We start from the raw sequence: 14404 nt of genomic DNA on the forward strand, positions 1-14404 counted from the left end.
GCCATCATTGCTCCTGAGTATTCCGCCATGCGTATCGACGGTTTTTCCTCGCAGTCTTACCCGGTCAAACGCTCCGCGCGTAAGGCGCCGCTGCGTGAAGAAGAACTGGACGACGATATCCCGGGTGAATTTGAAACCCAGGCGCAGCCATCGGCGGCTACAGGTGCCAGCCGTAGTTCGGGTCTTCCCGTCCGTCAGCAGGACATGATCTTTCCTCGGGCCAGCAACAAGCGCACTGCCAAGGCCCTGAGCAGCTACCTGACCACCGCCGGCTTTGTGGATTGGGAGATGGAAGTGCTCGGCCTGGACCTGTACATTTGACGGATGATTCCCCCATCCCTTCCTTATTTTCTAGGTTGCCCGTCCTGGAGTGAAAGCGCCTGGCGCGAGTACCTGTACCCCGCCGACGCGAAAACCACCGACTTCCTTGGGCTTTATTGCCAAGTATTCAATGCCGTAGAAGGCAACACCACGTTCTATGCCCGCCCGGCTAGTGCCACGGTTCAGCGTTGGGCGCAGATCATGCCTGAGCACTTCCGTTTTACCGCCAAGTTTCCTGGCGACATCAGTCATGGCGGCGACCTGCGCGAGCAACTGAGTGCTGCCCAGGGCTTCATCGAGTTGCTGCGGCCTTTGGGGCAGCGGGTAGCCCCTTACTGGCTGCAATTGCCGGCCAGTTTCGGGCCTGCGCGGCTTGCGGAGTTGGTCGGGTTTCTGGACGAAGTCGGTGTGCCTGTCGCAGTAGAGGTTCGCCATGCGGACTTCTTTGCCAAGGGGGAGGAGGAGCGCCTGCTCAATCGCCTGCTAATGGAGCGGGGCGTGGAGCGTATTTGCCTTGACCCGCGTGCGTTGTTCAGTTGCACATCCCGCGAGGCCTCGGTGCTGCATGCCCAAGCCAAGAAGCCCAAGGTACCGCCACGGCCCGCCGCATTCACCGCGTGCCCGCAGGTGCGTTTTATCGGGCACCCCGAGCTTGCTGCCAATGAGCCATTTTTGCGGCCTTGGCTGGATAAGGTTGCGGCCTGGATCGAAGAGGGGCGCACCCCCTACGTTTTCCTGCACACCGCTGACAATCGCCTGGCCGCTGCGCTGGCTCAACGTTTTCATCAGGGCTTGATGGAGCGGCTGCCGGGTCTGGCGCCATTGCCTGAGTTGGAAAGGGCACCACTTGCCGAGCAGTTGGGCCTGCTCTAGTCGGTTAGTGGACGGCCTGCTGTCACGCGGCGAGGCGTACGTTGTTCAGGACGACCGGGCGAGCCCAGCGCAGGTCGAAGTCCAGGTGCTTCTGTTGTTCGATCAACGTGTGCTCATCGAATGGTTCTGCAGCCTTGTCCAGCAGGTCCATCTCGAACTCGGCAATTGGCAGGTGCAGTGGGCGTGCTTGAGGGGCCGGGCCTGGCTCAGGTGTGGGCTGGCCGGCGCTGAGTACGATTGGCCGAACCCAGCTGTTGCTGATGTCCAGTTGGCGTTGTTGCTCGATCAACTCGGCGGCGCTGAAGGGTGGAGCCGGTTTTTCCAGCAGTTCCGGCTCGAACTCGGCGATCGGCAGAAACAGGGGTTCAGGTGGGATGATCTCGCTGTCCTGAACATCGCAGTCGCGCTGGCTATTGATCTGTGCCAGGGTCTGGCTGCCGCCTACGGGTTCGCCTGTGGTGGCATCTACCGGGAGACTCGCCAGCGTTGTCGCTTCACTGCCTTCAGCCTGTTGCTCCGCCAAGGCCCGGGCAAAGAAGTCTTGCCACAGGTGGCTTACGCCACCCAATGCCTGGGTGTTGTGGCGGCTGTAGTCGCCGACGGGCGACAGGTAGCCTGAATTGAGCTGAAGAATGTCTGACATGGCAGTCGGAGGCTGTCCGGGTCTGGCAAAATACTGAGTACTTCCGTTATCGGCCACGGCCGCCGATCATTTAATTTTTTTTGGATGCACGAACTATGGTTGAGCAACTGGCGGACAGCCGTCTGCGGGTCGAGGCGTTGTCGCCCGAGTATCAGGGGCATGCCGAGCAATGGGCACAACGCCTGGGCTTGCCGCTGGATGACGACGCTGCTGGCTTCGCCGTTCAGGTTGGGAGTGAAGGGCTGCAGATCCAGCAGTTGGGGCCGCAGGCGCCCGGCCCTGTGCGGGTCGACTTCGTGGAAGGGCAGGCCGCTCACCGACGGCTGTTCGGCGGCGGAAGCGGGCAGATGATCGCCAAGGCCGTGGGCATCGCCCAAGGCGTGCGCCCGCGTGTACTGGATGCCACGGCGGGCTTGGGCAAGGATGCCTTTGTCTTGGCCAGCCTGGGTTGCGAGATGCAACTGATCGAGCGTCAGCCGCTGGTCGCCGCGTTGCTTGAGGACGGCTTGGCGCGAGGCCGGGGTGATGCCGAGGTCGGTCCAATCGTGGCACGTATGCACCTGCAGACCGGTAACGCGATTGACCTGATGCGCCATTGGCAGGGCGAGGCGCCGCAAGTGATCTACCTCGACCCGATGTTCCCGCACCGGGACAAGAGCGCCCTGGTCAAGAAGGAAATGCGCGTGTTCCGCCCGTTGGTGGGTGACGATCTCGATGCCCCGGCGCTGCTTGAGGCCGCCTTGGCGCTGGCCACTCACCGGGTCGTGGTCAAGCGCCCGCGCAAGGCGCCGATCATCGAAGGCGCCAAGCCAAGCCATAGCCTGGAAGGCAAGTCGAGCCGCTACGACATCTATCCGAAGAAAGCCCTCAAGGCCTGATCAGGGCGCGAAGGCGCGCATGAACAGGCTGACCACATCCTGTACGTGCGCTTCGGCGCCCTCGGCGTCCAGCGGTTCGCCGCAGCCGAGCAGCAAGCGGAAGTTGGGGGCGCCCTTGAGCAGGCAGAAAAAGTGCTCTGCAGCATTGCCCGGATGCTCGATCCGCAGCAGGCCGAGTTCGTCAGCCTTCTGCAGCAGTGCCTCCATTTCCCTTAGCAAGCGCATCGGGCCTGCCTCGAAGAAAATCTGGCAGAGCTTGGGGTCCTGGCTGCCCAGCGCCATGATCAAGCGGTGCAGCTTGACCGACTCTTCGCCGTTGATCAGCCCCTGGAAGCCACGGCCAATGTTCAACAGCACCTGTTGCAGTGAGGCGCCGTCGGGCAGTTCGAAAATCAACTCGGGCAGTTGTGCCTTGCAGGTTGCCACCACTGCCGTGCAGAACAGTGTCTCTTTGTCGGTGAAGTGGCTGTAGACCGTCAGTTTCGAAACACCTGCCGCTGTCGCGACTGCATCCATGCTGGTGCTGGCATAGCCATGGGTCAGGAACAGTCGCTTGGCCGCTTCAAGAATGGCCTGGCGCTTGGCCAGGTCTTTCGGCCGGCCTGGACCGTTGGGTGCGGGGGTTTCGTTGAGCATGGTGTCCTTAGGCTGCGGTTAAAGGGCGTTCATGGTACATCGCGTGCTCCTTGTGCGAGCGGGAAATTCGACTGGCCGGTCAAGCACGCTCAAAAAATTGTCGGACAAAAAAAACGGGACTTTCGCTTCCCAGCGCTGTGGGCTCTGATTAATATACCGATCAGTTCAAATATTAAAAGCGCCACTCGCGAAAGGGTTTTCCATATGTTGCGCCATTTCCTGCCCCTTGCTTTGCCCGTCAGTTTTGCCGTGTTACTGAGCGCGTGTGGCCAGGAAGGCCCGCAACAGGTAACCATTCGGCCGGCCATGGTGGTTCAGCCACAACCGGCCAGTGCGGCGGTCGCCAGTTATCCGGGGGAAGTGCGCGCGCGGTTTGAGCCAGAGTTGGCATTTCGCATTGCTGGCAAGGTCAGCCGGCGCTTGGTGGAGGAGGGGCAGCGGGTCAAGGCCAATCAGCCACTGGCCGAGCTTGACCCGCAGGACGTGCGCTTGCAGTTGGAGGCCGCGCGTGCCCAGGTTGCGGCCGCTGAGGCCAACCTGAGCCTGGTGCAGGCTGAGCGCGATCGCTACCAGAAGTTGCTGGAGCGGCAGATGGTCAGTCGCTCCCAGTATGACAACGCCGAGAACCTCTACCGTGCAGGCCAGGCTCGGCTCAAGCAGGTACGTGCCGAGTTCGATGTGGCGGGCAACCAGGCCGGCTATGCGGTGCTACGCGCGCCGCAGGATGGGGTGATCGCCAAACGCCAGGTCGAGGTCGGGCAGGTGGTGGCGGCAGGACAGACGGTGTTCACCCTCGCGGCCGATGGCGAGCGTGAGGTGTTGATCAGCCTGCCGGAGCAGAATTTCTCCCGCTTCAAGGTGGGCCTGCCGGTATCGGTGGAACTCTGGTCGCAGCCTCAAGAGCGGTTCGAGGGGATCATCCGTGAGCTGTCGCCTGCTGCTGATCCACGCTCGCGTACGTTCGCCGCCCGTATTGCGTTCAATGTCGGCAAGGTTCACGCGGAACTCGGGCAAAGTGCGCGGGTGTTCATCCAGCACGTCGAGCAGGTACCGCTGGCGGTGCCGCTTTCGGCGTTGACTGCCGAGAATGGCCAGACCTACGTCTGGCGCGTGGACGCCAACAATACGCTCAAGCGAACGCCGGTACGTGTCGGTGCCTATGGCGAGACCAGCGTACCGGTGCTTGAGGGCTTGAGCCCCTCTGACTGGGTGGTTGCTGCGGGTGTGCATGTATTGCACGACGGCCAGCAGGTACGCCCGGTGGACCGTTCCAACCGTGTGGTCAATCTGGCGACTAAGGAGTAGTCCCCGATGGGTTTCAACCTTTCTGCCTGGGCGTTGCGTAATCGCCAGATCGTCCTGTTCCTGATGTTGTTGGTCGCCATAGTCGGTGCATTGTCGTACACAAAACTGGGCCAGAGTGAAGACCCGCCATTTACCTTCAAGGCCATGGTGGTTCGTACCCTCTGGCCTGGCGCGAGTGCCGAGGAAGTGTCGCGCCAGGTGACCGAACGTATTGAAAAAACGCTGATGGAAACCGGCGAGTACGAACGGATCGTGTCGTTCTCCCGCCCCGGCGAATCGCAAGTGACCTTCATGGCCCGGGACTCCATGCACTCGAACGAGATCCCTGAGTTGTGGTACCAGTTGCGCAAGAAAGTCGCGGACATCCGCCACACCTTGCCACCGGGTATTCAGGGGCCGTTTTTCAATGATGAATTCGGTACCACGTTCGGCAACATCTACGCCCTGACAGGCAAAGGCTTCGATTATGCCGTGCTCAAGGACTATGCCGACCGTGTGCAGATCCAGCTGCAACGGGTCAAGGATGTGGGCAAGGTCGAGCTGCTGGGGTTGCAGGACGAGAAGATCTGGATCGAACTGTCGAACGTCAAGCTGGCCACCCTTGGCTTGCCATTGGCGGCGGTGCAGCAAGCACTGGAGGAGCAGAATACGGTCAGCACGGCGGGCTTCTTTGAAACGCCCACCGAGCGTTTGCAGTTGCGCGTCAGTGGTCAGTTCGAGACGGTTGAGCAGATCGAGCAGTTCCCCATTCGTGTCGATAACCGCACCTTCCGCATCGCCGATGTCGCCGACGTGCGTCGTGGCTTCAACGACCCGCCCGCGCCACGGATGCGCTTCATGGGCGAGGACGCCATCGGTCTGGCGGTGTCGATGAAGCCCGGTGGCGACATTCTGGTGTTGGGCAAGGCGCTGGAAGCCGAATTTTCGCGGATTACCCGCAACCTGCCCGTCGGCATGGAACTGCGCAAGGTGTCTGACCAGCCCGCGGCGGTGAAGACCGGTGTCGGTGAGTTCGTCAACGTACTGGTCGAAGCCTTGGCCGTGGTCTTGCTGGTGAGTTTCTTTTCCCTGGGCCTGCGCACCGGGCTGGTGGTCGCGCTGGCGATTCCAGTGGTACTGGCAATGACCTTTGCCACCATGTACTACCTGGGCATCGGTCTGCACAAGATCTCCCTGGGGGCGCTGGTGCTGGCGCTGGGGTTACTGGTGGACGATGCGATCATTGCGGTAGAGATGATGGCGATCAAGATGGAGCAGGGCTTTGACCGCTTCAAGGCCGCCAGCTTTGCCTGGACCAGCACGGCATTTCCGATGCTCACCGGCACGCTGATCACTGCGGCAGGCTTCCTGCCGATCGCAACAGCGCAGTCAGGTACTGGCGAGTACACCCGCTCGATCTTTCAGGTGGTGACGATTGCGTTGCTGGCATCCTGGATCGTCGCAGTGGTGTTTGTGCCTTACCTGGGCGAACGGCTGTTACCGGACCTGGCCAAGTTGCATGCGGCTAAACACGGTACGAGCGGCAATGCACCTGACCCCTATGGCACGCCGTTCTATCAACGGGTTCGGCGAGTGGTGGCGTGGTGTGTACGGCGGCGTAAGACGGTCATTGTGCTGACCATCGGCATGTTCATCGCGAGCATCCTGTTGTTCCGTTTCGTCCCTCAGCAATTTTTCCCGGCTTCCGGGCGTCTGGAGTTGATGGTTGACTTGAAACTGGCTGAAGGCGCCTCGCTGAGCAATACCGCTGAGCAGGTCGAGCGGCTGGAGGCGATGCTCAAGGCGCGTCCTGATATTGAAAACTATGTGGCGTATGTCGGCACTGGTTCGCCACGCTTCTACCTGCCCCTGGATCAGCAACTGCCTGCAGCGAGTTTTGCCCAGTTCGTGGTGCTGGCCAAGACCATCGAAGACCGTGAGGCACTGCGTAGCTGGTTGATCGAAAACCTGAACGAACAGTTCCCGCAACTGCGCTCGCGTGTCACTCGGCTGGAAAACGGGCCGCCGGTGGGGTATCCGGTGCAGTTCCGGGTCACGGGGGAGCACATTGAGGTCGTGCGAGCCTTGGCGCGCAAGGTTGCGGCCAAGGTCCACGAGAACCCCCATGTGGCGAACGTGCACCTGGACTGGGAAGAGCCAAGCAAGGTGGTTCACCTGATCATCGATCAGGATCGTGCCCGTGCACTCGGCGTGAGCACGGCCAACCTCGCCCAATTCCTGCAAAGCACCCTGAGCGGTTCAGGGGTTAGCCAGTACCGGGAAGACAATGAGCTGATCGAGATACTGCTGCGTGGCACGCTACAGGAACGGCGTGAGCTTGCGAACCTGCCTAGCCTCGCGGTACCGACTGATAATGGCCGCAGCGTTGCGCTGTCGCAGATCGCGACCTTGGAATACGGTTTTGAGGAAGGCGTGATCTGGCACCGTAACCGCTTGCCGACGGTCACCGTGCGCGCCGATATTTACGGCAAGGAGCAGCCGGTGACCCTGGTTCAACAGATCCTGCCAACACTTGAGAGCGTGCGTGCGCAACTGCCGGATGGCTACTTGCTGGAAGTGGGCGGTACGGTCGAGGATTCCGCGCGAGGGCAAAACTCGGTGAAAGCCGGTTTCCCGTTGTTCATCGTGGTGGTGCTGACCTTGCTGATGCTGCAGTTGCGCAGTTTCTCGCGCACGGTGATGGTGTTCCTGACGGCCCCGTTGGGCGTAATCGGCGTGACCTTGTTCCTGTTGGTGTTCCGACAGCCGTTCGGTTTCGTCGCGATGCTTGGCACCATTGCGTTATCAGGGATGATCATGCGCAACTCGGTGATCCTGGTGGACCAGATCGAGCAGGACATTGCCGCAGGGCTTGACCGTTGGCAGGCGATCATCGAAGCCACGGTACGGCGTTTCCGGCCGATTGTGTTGACGGCGTTGGCGGCGGTGCTGGCCATGATCCCACTGTCGCGCAGCGTGTTTTTCGGGCCGATGGCGGTAGCCATCATGGGCGGCCTGATCGTCGCGACGGTGTTGACCCTGTTGTTCCTGCCAGCGCTGTATGCGGCCTGGTTCAGGGTCAAGAAACCCTAGAGACCGGCATCGCGGGCAAGCCACCCCCACAGTGCGCAACATGTGTGGGAGCGGATCTTGCCCGCGATGGTATGGGGTGTCATGCCTTATGTGGCGACCCCTGCCGTGTCAGAGCGCGCCAAACACCTTCTTCGCCAGGCTGGTGGCAGCACCGGCCGGGTTTTCACGAATGCTGGCTTCCTGCTTGCCGATCATCTCGAACAGGCCATTGAGCGCTTGCTCGGTCACGTAGTTCTCGACGTTGGCATTTTTCGAGTCCAGTACACCCAGGCTCGCAGCCTGGCCGGCGAAGCTGTTGTACTGCTGCGCCAGGCCAACCTGGTCGGTAGCCTGCTTGACGATTGGCAGGAACTTGGCGCGGATCTGTTCACGGCTGGTCTTGTTCAGGTACTGCGTCGCCGAGTCGTTGCCGCCGCTGAGAATGCTCTTGGCATCGGCCACGGTCATTTTCTTCACGGCATCCACCAGCAGTGCCTGAGCTTGCGGTACGGCCGCTTCGGCGGCTTTGTTCATGCTGGCTTCCAATTGGTCGACTTCAGCACCCATGCCGAACTTGCGCATCGTTTTGGCGGCCTTGCCAAGGTTGCCAGGCAGCTCGATGCGTACATCCGGGTTGTTGCTGAAACCACCTGGGGTACCCAGTTGCTTGACGGCAATCTGGGCGCCTTGGGTCAAGGCATCCTTGAGGCCACCGCTGGCATCCTGTTGCGAGAGATCGCTCAACGACAGGGCCATGGCGCTGGCCGAGAGCAGCAGGCCTGCACACAGGCTGGTAAAGGTGAGAACGGGGCGAAACATGGCAGCATCCTTTTCTGTGAACGAAGGGGGAAATCAGCGAATCGCGTCGACCTTGATGCGCACGGGTTGCGGGTCGTGGCCATCAAGTTGCACGGCATGCTGTTCGGTGTTGATGAACATCAGTTTACCGTCCAGCTCGATACGTGCGCTGACGGCATAGCGGTGGCCGGGTTTGACCTGGCTCGGGTCGTAGGTGAGGTGGAACGGCAGCGGAACCTGACCGTTTACCGGGCCGCTCTGCCTGGCCAGCGTGACGGCTGGCGCGTCAGCCAGGGAGACATCTTGTAGGCTGACACTCAGGGTGGCGCTTGGAGGCAGGGCGATACGCTGAAGGTAGAACACTTCGCCGTCCAGGCTGGCCTTGGGGGTTGGGGGCGTACTGCTGCAGGCTGCCAGCAGGCTTCCGATCAGGGCCAGGGTCAATTTTTTCATCAGGATCTCCTTATCGAAGGCGCCGTGACGTCGGCGCCCACGTTGTTTCGTGGTCGTGCTCCGGGCAAGACCACGTAGGGTTCATGTCGTCGTTTCGGGGTTATCGTCATTGCGATGCAGGGCCACCTGACGGATTGACAGGCGCACCTCCGCCGAGAGCACACGCTTGGCCGCCCCCTCTGCCAACTCACTGAGTTTTTCGTGGTATCCCAGTTTGCCAGCGGTATCGGGGCGCAGAACTCCCTGTTCGATCAGGGTTTGAATGAAGTGGCGGAACAGGCTTTTATCGAAGAACTCCGGGGCATTGAGCCCGTGCAGGATCGACAGCCGCTGGGCCATGACCACGCAAAGGTCTTCCAGTGCTTCGGCGCTGAGGCTGTGTTGGCCGCTATTGAGCAGCAGGGCGGTGGCCATGTAGAAGCGCTGCAGGGTCTGGGTAATGGCCCGGGCCAGCAGGGTCAGCAGCACGAATTGGCGCGAACTCGGGGCAGGGCGCAGGTAGACGCCATTTTCAAAGCGCAGCAGGCCTTGGTCGACAAACGCCTGCAGCCATTGGTCAACCACCGCGTCCAGTTCGTCCAGCGACCAGCGGATAAACAACTCGGATTGCAGGTACGGGTACAGTGCCCGTACGTATTGCAGGATCAAGTCGCGGCTCATCCGCGAGCTGCTCTGGAAGAAGCTCGCCAGCAGGGCGGGCAGGGCAACAATGTGCAGGACGTTGTTGCGGTAGTAGGTCATCAGGATGGCGTTCTGCTCATCCAGATAGAGGATCTTGCCCAGCGCATCACGCTGTTCAGCAAGCATGTCCATATCCCTGACGTGGGCGATCAGCGCCAGGCCGTCACCCTCTGGCAGCGTCGTGTGCGGTGAGTAGGGCACTTGCCGCAGCAGTGTAAGGTACAGGTCCAGCACGCGTGCCAGGGCACGTTCGTCGAGGGCCAGCTTGCTGGTCGACAGCAGGGCCAGGGCCACCAGGTTGACCGGGTTGATTGCCGCCGCTTCGTTCAGGTGCCGGGCGACTGTCTCGCCCAGGCGTGAGGTGGTCTGGTTGAGCCAGGCCGGGCGGAACTGTGGTCCATGCTCCTGTTCGCGCCAGCCGGGCTGTTGCGCGTCGAGAAAGTTGGCCAGGCGAATTGGGGCGCCAAAGTTGACCGACACTTGGCCAAAGCGCTGTTTGAGGGCACCGAAGACCTTGAAGATATCGAAAATTGACTCTTTCTTCTTACTCGCACCGCGCAGTTCACCCAGGTAGGTACGCCCCTCCAGGACGCGTTCGTAGCCGATGTACACCGGTACGAAGACAATAGGTGTGCGTGAGGAGCGCAGGAAGCTGCGCAGGGTAATTGCCAGCATCCCGGTTTTGGGTTGCAACATGCGCCCGGTTCGCGAGCGTCCGCCTTCGACGAAGTACTCCACGGGGAAGCCTTTGCTGAAGAGGGTGTGCAGGTATTCGTTGAACACGGCGGTGTACAGCGGGTTGCCCTTGAACGTACGGCGCATGAAGAATGCACCGCCTCGGCGTAGCAGGCTACCAATGACGGGCATGTTCAGGTTGATGCCGGCGGCAACATGCGGCGGGGTCAGGCCATTGCGGAACAGCAGGTACGACAGCAGCAGGTAGTCGATGTGGCTGCGATGGCAGGGGACGTAGATCACCTCATGTCCCGGCGCGATACCTTGCACCTGCTCGATGTGGTTGACCTTGATGCCATCGTAGATCTTGTTCCAGAACCAACTGAGCACCACCTCAAGGAAGCGAATGGCGGTGTAGGTGTAGTCCGAGGCGATTTCGTTGCCATAGCGCAGTGCCTGGGCTTCGGCCTTGGCCAGCGGTATGTTCTCGCGTTCGGCTTCCTCGGCGATGGCCTGACGTACCAACGGGTCGTGGATCAGGCCCTTGACCAGGTTGCGCCGGTGAGAAATGTCCGGGCCGATGACGGCTGTCTTGAGGTTGCGAAAATGAACCCGTAGCAGGCGTTGGGCCATGCGTACCGTGCGCGCTTGCCCTTTTTCGTGTTGCACCAGTTCGCGCAGATGGATCGGTGCGGAGAACTGCACGCGGGTCTTGCGCCCCAGGATCAGAATGCTCAGCAGCTTGCGCAGGCGCCCGGTCACGGCCCAGCTGTCGGCGAACAGCAATTTCCACGGGCTCGATTCACTGGCTGGTGACTGGCCCCAGAACACACTGACCGGGATGATCTGTGCATCGTTTTCATCATGCAGGCTGACCGCGTTGACCAACCGAGCCAGCGTTGGTGGTGCGCCGCGTTTGTCATGCCGGCCGAGCCAGTCCGGGTCTGGGGTCAAATAGAAGAAAGCGGCCGGTTCTTCGAGGTTACCGAGTGAAACGGGTAACACAGGGCGTGGCAGCCCGGCTTTGGTGCATTCACTGTCCAGCACGGCCAGGTCGGCCAGCGACGGTGACTGCAGGGCATAGAACACCGGGCGACTGCGGTCCAGGTTCAGGGTGAAAGACGACTGGTTGATTGTCTCGGAGCGAACCCATAGGTACAGCAGGCGGCGCAGAGCACCGAAAATCAGGCGGTGCAAAGGTGAACGGGTCATACAGGCTCTGCTCTGGATATTGAATTCAAGCAGGTTAGTGTGCCGTATCTGCGCAAGTTCAGCAAAAAGGACTCAGGTCATAAAAAATCTTTGAAGGCTGCCTTATACTCGGTCCGCAGCTTGCAGGTTTTTTGTTGCAAGCTGCGTCGGTAGAGGGTGGTGACCCCTGCCTGCAAGGCGATTCCAAAATAAAAAACCGGAGTAGTAAAGATGTCGTCTCGTGAGACTGGGAACGTGAAGTGGTTCAATGACGCCAAAGGTTATGGCTTCATTCAGCGTGAAGGCGGTGCCGATGTATTTGTTCATTACCGTGCGATTCGTGGCGAGGGGCATCGCACCCTGAGCGAGGGGCAGCGAGTGGAGTACGCATTGGTAGAAGGCCAGAAAGGCCTTCAGGCTGAAGACGTGGTTGGTCTCTAAGCCGTGAACGAAAAGGCCCGTCGCCGGACGACCGGGACGGGCCTTTTCGAGAGTGCAGGTTACTGCGTGCGCCAGGTGATTTCCTCTTCACCGTCGGCACTGATGCGAATCCAGCGATCGGCGTCTTCCTCGCCTTCTTCTTCTACCCAACTGCCCGGTGCGCAGCGTACTTCGACGTTCAGCACGGCAAATGCTGCACGCGCGCAGGCAATGTCGTCTTCCCACGGGGTCTGGTCGCTTTCCAGGTAAAGGCTGTTCCATTTGCCAACGGCTTTCGGCAGCCAGGTAACAGGCACGTTTCCAGCCTTGCATTTCCAGGTCTGGCCTTTCTGCACCCACTCAGTGCATGGGCCGAGGGCTTCGCTTAGCCAGGCAGCAATGGCTTTGTGGTCGACGTCCGCATCCTTGAGGTAAATCTCGATATCGGGTTGACGCATGGGGCAATCCTCCAGGTTCGGCTCAGCCTTGCCGTACAAAATAGTCGTAACGCATGGACACCGTCACCTCAAAGGGCTCGGCCTGGTCGATGACCGCGGTGCGTTTTTCTGCGCTGGCACGCCAGCCATGAGGAGTCATTGCCAGCAGGTCGGCACGGGCCTTTGGGGTGTCCAGGGTCAGGCGAAAGGTCAGGGTTTCGCTGTGATCGTGAACCATGCCCTCGGGGACCAGCGCCAGGTGTTTATCATCGCTGTAGTCGCGCACTTCATCGTACAGACGCTGGCGCAGCTCCATCAGGTGCTCACGGGTCGGGCCGATACGCATCAGGCCACCCCCCGGCACCAGCAGGCGTTTCGCCTCTTGCCAGTCCAGCGGGCTGAAGACGCTGGCCAGAAAGCCGCAACTGGCATCGGCCAGCGGTATCCGGGCCATGCTCGCGACCAGCCAGGTGACTGCGGGGCTACGCCGGCAGGCACGCTTGACCGCTTCCCGTGAGATGTCCAGGGCATAGCCTTCTGCCGCAGGCAGGGCTTCGGCGATCTGCGCGGTGTAGTAGCCTTCGCCACAGCCGATGTCCAGCCAGCGCTGAGGTGCACGCTCAGCGGCCAGTTCGGCCAGGCGGTGTGCAACCGGAGCGTAGTGGCCTGCGCTGAGAAAATCCCGACGCGCCTCGACCATGGCCTGGTTGTCGCCCGGGTCACGGCTGTTCTTGTGCTGCACTGGCAGCAGGTTCAGGTAGCCCTGACGAGCACGGTCGAAACGATGACCTGCGGGGCAGGCAACGCCATTATCGACGCTGGCCAGTGGCGCACTGCAAAGAGGGCAGATGAGCATCAGGCAAGCAGCCGGGTCAGGGTCTGGTAGTAGATCTCGGTCAGCACATCGAGATCGCTGGCCAGGATACGCTCGTTGACCTGGTGAATAGTGGCATTGACCGGGCCCAGTTCGACGACCTGAGTACCGAGGGTCGCGATGAAGCGGCCATCGGAGGTACCGCCGCTGGTCGACGGCTGGGTCTCGCGGCCAGTCACGGCCTTGATGCTCGCCGATACCGCATCGAGCAGTTCGCCCGGTTCGGTCAGGAACGGTAGGCCTGACAGCGCCCATTCCACATCCCAGTCCAACAGGTGTTTGTCGAGGATGGCCGCGACGCGCTGCTGCAGGCCTTCGACGGTCGACTCGGTGGAGAAGCGGAAGTTGAACAGGGCGGTCAGTTCGCCAGGTACGACGTTGGTGGCGCCGGTGCCGGAGTTGAGGTTGGAGATCTGGAAGCTGGTCGGCGGGAAGAAGGCGTTGCCTTCGTCCCAGTGCTCGGCGGCCAGTTCGGCCAATGCCGGGGCAGCCAGGTGGATCGGGTTCTTCGCCAGGTGCGGGTACGCCACATGGCCTTGTTTGCCGCGTACGGTCAGCTTCGCGCCGAGGGAGCCACGTCGACCGTTCTTCACCACATCACCCACCAGGGTGGTGCTCGACGGTTCGCCGACGATGCACCAGTCCAGGCGCTCCTGACGGGCGGCCAGGCGTTCGATCACCGCCTTGGTGCCATGGTGGGCCGGGCCTTCTTCGTCGCTGGTGATCAGGAACGCAACCTTGCCGCGATGGTTGGGGTAGTCGGCCACGAAACGCTCGGTGGCCACGACCATGGCGGCCAGGCTGCCCTTCATGTCGGCTGCGCCGCGGCCGCAGAGCATGCCGTTTTCGTCGATCAGCGCTTCAAACGGATCGTTCTGCCAGGCCTGTACCGGGCCGGTAGGCACTACGTCGGTATGACCGGCAAAGCACAATACCGGGCCGTCCTGAGTGCCGTGGGTGGCCCAGAAGTTGTCGACGTCTTCGATACGCATTGGCTCCAGCATGAAGCCGGCATCGCCCAGGCGCTGCATCATCTGTTTCTGGCAGTCGGCGTCGAGCGGGGTCACCGAGGGCCGACGGATCAGGTCGCAGGCCAGTTCAAGGGTAGGCGAGAGGTCGGCTGGGGCCGTCATGAAAGACTCCGGAAGCAAGGCAAGGCACAAAATTA

At 61.2% G+C, this 14404-nt stretch carries 14 protein-coding genes; 6 read left to right on the forward strand and 8 right to left on the reverse strand.

Annotated elements, in window-relative coordinates; all coding sequences use genetic code 11:
- Positions 1-27: 27 nt before the first annotated feature.
- Both ACZ9H3_RS20615 and ACZ9H3_RS20620 read left to right on the forward strand, forming a co-directional pair.
- Positions 28-321: a hypothetical protein gene (locus ACZ9H3_RS20615; protein ID WP_476222291.1), complete on the forward strand. Its 294-nt coding sequence runs from the start codon at positions 28-30 to the stop codon at positions 319-321.
- Positions 322-324: 3 nt separating this feature from the next.
- Positions 325-1194: a DUF72 domain-containing protein gene (locus ACZ9H3_RS20620; RefSeq protein ID WP_476222293.1), complete on the forward strand. Its 870-nt coding sequence runs from the start codon at positions 325-327 to the stop codon at positions 1192-1194.
- A 22-nt stretch (positions 1195-1216) separates the two neighbouring features.
- Here ACZ9H3_RS20620 and ACZ9H3_RS20625 read toward each other — a convergent pair whose 3' ends face one another.
- A complete protein-coding gene (locus ACZ9H3_RS20625; protein WP_476222295.1) occupies positions 1217-1837 on the reverse strand; it encodes an energy transducer TonB in 621 nt (206 codons plus the stop codon).
- Between the two features lie 95 nt (positions 1838-1932).
- On the opposite strand from ACZ9H3_RS20625, the gene ACZ9H3_RS20630 reads away from it, so the two are divergent.
- Positions 1933-2715: a class I SAM-dependent methyltransferase gene (locus ACZ9H3_RS20630; protein ID WP_099773695.1), complete on the forward strand. Its 783-nt coding sequence runs from the start codon at positions 1933-1935 to the stop codon at positions 2713-2715.
- Here the strand turns inward: ACZ9H3_RS20630 and ACZ9H3_RS20635 are convergent, their stop codons facing one another.
- Complete coding sequence (locus tag ACZ9H3_RS20635) at positions 2716-3351, reverse strand: TetR/AcrR family transcriptional regulator (protein WP_102052882.1); 636 nt, start codon at positions 3349-3351, stop codon at positions 2716-2718.
- 204 nt (positions 3352-3555) lie between these two features.
- On the opposite strand from ACZ9H3_RS20635, the gene ACZ9H3_RS20640 reads away from it, so the two are divergent.
- Together ACZ9H3_RS20640 and ACZ9H3_RS20645 are read left to right on the forward strand one after the other, a co-directional pair.
- Complete coding sequence (locus ACZ9H3_RS20640) at positions 3556-4656, forward strand: efflux RND transporter periplasmic adaptor subunit (RefSeq protein ID WP_476222298.1); 1101 nt, start codon at positions 3556-3558, stop codon at positions 4654-4656.
- A 6-nt stretch (positions 4657-4662) separates the two neighbouring features.
- Positions 4663-7728, forward strand: a complete 3066-nt coding sequence (locus ACZ9H3_RS20645; protein ID WP_476222300.1) for an efflux RND transporter permease subunit — start codon at positions 4663-4665, stop codon at positions 7726-7728.
- Positions 7729-7836: 108 nt separating this feature from the next.
- On the opposite strand, the gene ACZ9H3_RS20650 is transcribed toward ACZ9H3_RS20645, so the two are convergent.
- From ACZ9H3_RS20650 to plsB, 3 genes are all read right to left on the reverse strand, one after another.
- Positions 7837-8526, reverse strand: a complete 690-nt coding sequence (locus ACZ9H3_RS20650) for a DUF4197 domain-containing protein (RefSeq protein ID WP_099773699.1) — start codon at positions 8524-8526, stop codon at positions 7837-7839.
- Positions 8527-8559: 33 nt separating this feature from the next.
- Positions 8560-8958, reverse strand: coding sequence for a YbaY family lipoprotein (locus tag ACZ9H3_RS20655; protein WP_330522076.1), 399 nt, complete (start codon positions 8956-8958; stop codon positions 8560-8562).
- Positions 8959-9039: 81 nt separating this feature from the next.
- Complete coding sequence (plsB, locus tag ACZ9H3_RS20660; protein ID WP_476222303.1) at positions 9040-11526, reverse strand: glycerol-3-phosphate 1-O-acyltransferase PlsB; 2487 nt, start codon at positions 11524-11526, stop codon at positions 9040-9042.
- 210 nt (positions 11527-11736) lie between these two features.
- Here plsB and ACZ9H3_RS20665 point away from each other — a divergent pair, with 210 nt between their 5' ends.
- Entirely contained in the window at positions 11737-11946 is a 210-nt protein-coding gene (locus ACZ9H3_RS20665) for a cold-shock protein (protein ID WP_099773702.1), read from the forward strand.
- Between the two features lie 59 nt (positions 11947-12005).
- On the opposite strand, the gene ACZ9H3_RS20670 is transcribed toward ACZ9H3_RS20665, so the two are convergent.
- The 3 genes from ACZ9H3_RS20670 to dapE are packed head-to-tail and all read right to left on the reverse strand — an operon-like array spanning position 12006 to position 14369.
- A complete protein-coding gene (locus ACZ9H3_RS20670) occupies positions 12006-12383 on the reverse strand; it encodes a hypothetical protein (protein WP_099773703.1) in 378 nt (125 codons plus the stop codon).
- A gap of 22 nt (positions 12384-12405) precedes the next feature.
- The gene (locus tag ACZ9H3_RS20675; RefSeq protein WP_102052876.1) at positions 12406-13218 is read right to left on the reverse strand and encodes a putative RNA methyltransferase; all 813 of its coding nucleotides are present in this window, start codon (positions 13216-13218) and stop codon (positions 12406-12408) included.
- Positions 13218-14369 (reverse strand): succinyl-diaminopimelate desuccinylase, encoded by a 1152-nt coding sequence (gene dapE, locus ACZ9H3_RS20680; protein ID WP_476222307.1) that lies wholly within the window; start codon positions 14367-14369, stop codon positions 13218-13220. The genes ACZ9H3_RS20675 and dapE overlap by 1 nt, the downstream gene beginning before the upstream one ends.
- Between the last annotated feature and the right edge of the window lie 35 nt (positions 14370-14404).

The organism is Pseudomonas sp. TE3910, from assembly GCF_056279025.1.

What these genes read in the sequence shown, in the direction of transcription:
- ACZ9H3_RS20615 (WP_476222291.1), top strand. Translation starts at nt 28, where the DNA reads ATGCGTATCGACGGTTTTTCCTCGCAGTCTTACCCGGTCAAACGCTCC.
- ACZ9H3_RS20620 (WP_476222293.1), top strand. Translation starts at nt 325, where the DNA reads ATGATTCCCCCATCCCTTCCTTATTTTCTAGGTTGCCCGTCCTGGAGT.
- ACZ9H3_RS20625 (WP_476222295.1), bottom strand. Translation starts at nt 1,837, where the DNA reads ATGTCAGACATTCTTCAGCTCAATTCAGGCTACCTGTCGCCCGTCGGC.
- ACZ9H3_RS20630 (WP_099773695.1), top strand. Translation starts at nt 1,933, where the DNA reads ATGGTTGAGCAACTGGCGGACAGCCGTCTGCGGGTCGAGGCGTTGTCG.
- ACZ9H3_RS20635 (WP_102052882.1), bottom strand. Translation starts at nt 3,351, where the DNA reads ATGCTCAACGAAACCCCCGCACCCAACGGTCCAGGCCGGCCGAAAGAC.
- ACZ9H3_RS20640 (WP_476222298.1), top strand. Translation starts at nt 3,556, where the DNA reads ATGTTGCGCCATTTCCTGCCCCTTGCTTTGCCCGTCAGTTTTGCCGTG.
- ACZ9H3_RS20645 (WP_476222300.1), top strand. Translation starts at nt 4,663, where the DNA reads ATGGGTTTCAACCTTTCTGCCTGGGCGTTGCGTAATCGCCAGATCGTC.
- ACZ9H3_RS20650 (WP_099773699.1), bottom strand. Translation starts at nt 8,526, where the DNA reads ATGTTTCGCCCCGTTCTCACCTTTACCAGCCTGTGTGCAGGCCTGCTG.
- ACZ9H3_RS20655 (WP_330522076.1), bottom strand. Translation starts at nt 8,958, where the DNA reads ATGAAAAAATTGACCCTGGCCCTGATCGGAAGCCTGCTGGCAGCCTGC.
- plsB (WP_476222303.1), bottom strand. Translation starts at nt 11,526, where the DNA reads ATGACCCGTTCACCTTTGCACCGCCTGATTTTCGGTGCTCTGCGCCGC.
- ACZ9H3_RS20665 (WP_099773702.1), top strand. Translation starts at nt 11,737, where the DNA reads ATGTCGTCTCGTGAGACTGGGAACGTGAAGTGGTTCAATGACGCCAAA.
- ACZ9H3_RS20670 (WP_099773703.1), bottom strand. Translation starts at nt 12,383, where the DNA reads ATGCGTCAACCCGATATCGAGATTTACCTCAAGGATGCGGACGTCGAC.
- ACZ9H3_RS20675 (WP_102052876.1), bottom strand. Translation starts at nt 13,218, where the DNA reads ATGCTCATCTGCCCTCTTTGCAGTGCGCCACTGGCCAGCGTCGATAAT.
- dapE (WP_476222307.1), bottom strand. Translation starts at nt 14,369, where the DNA reads ATGACGGCCCCAGCCGACCTCTCGCCTACCCTTGAACTGGCCTGCGAC.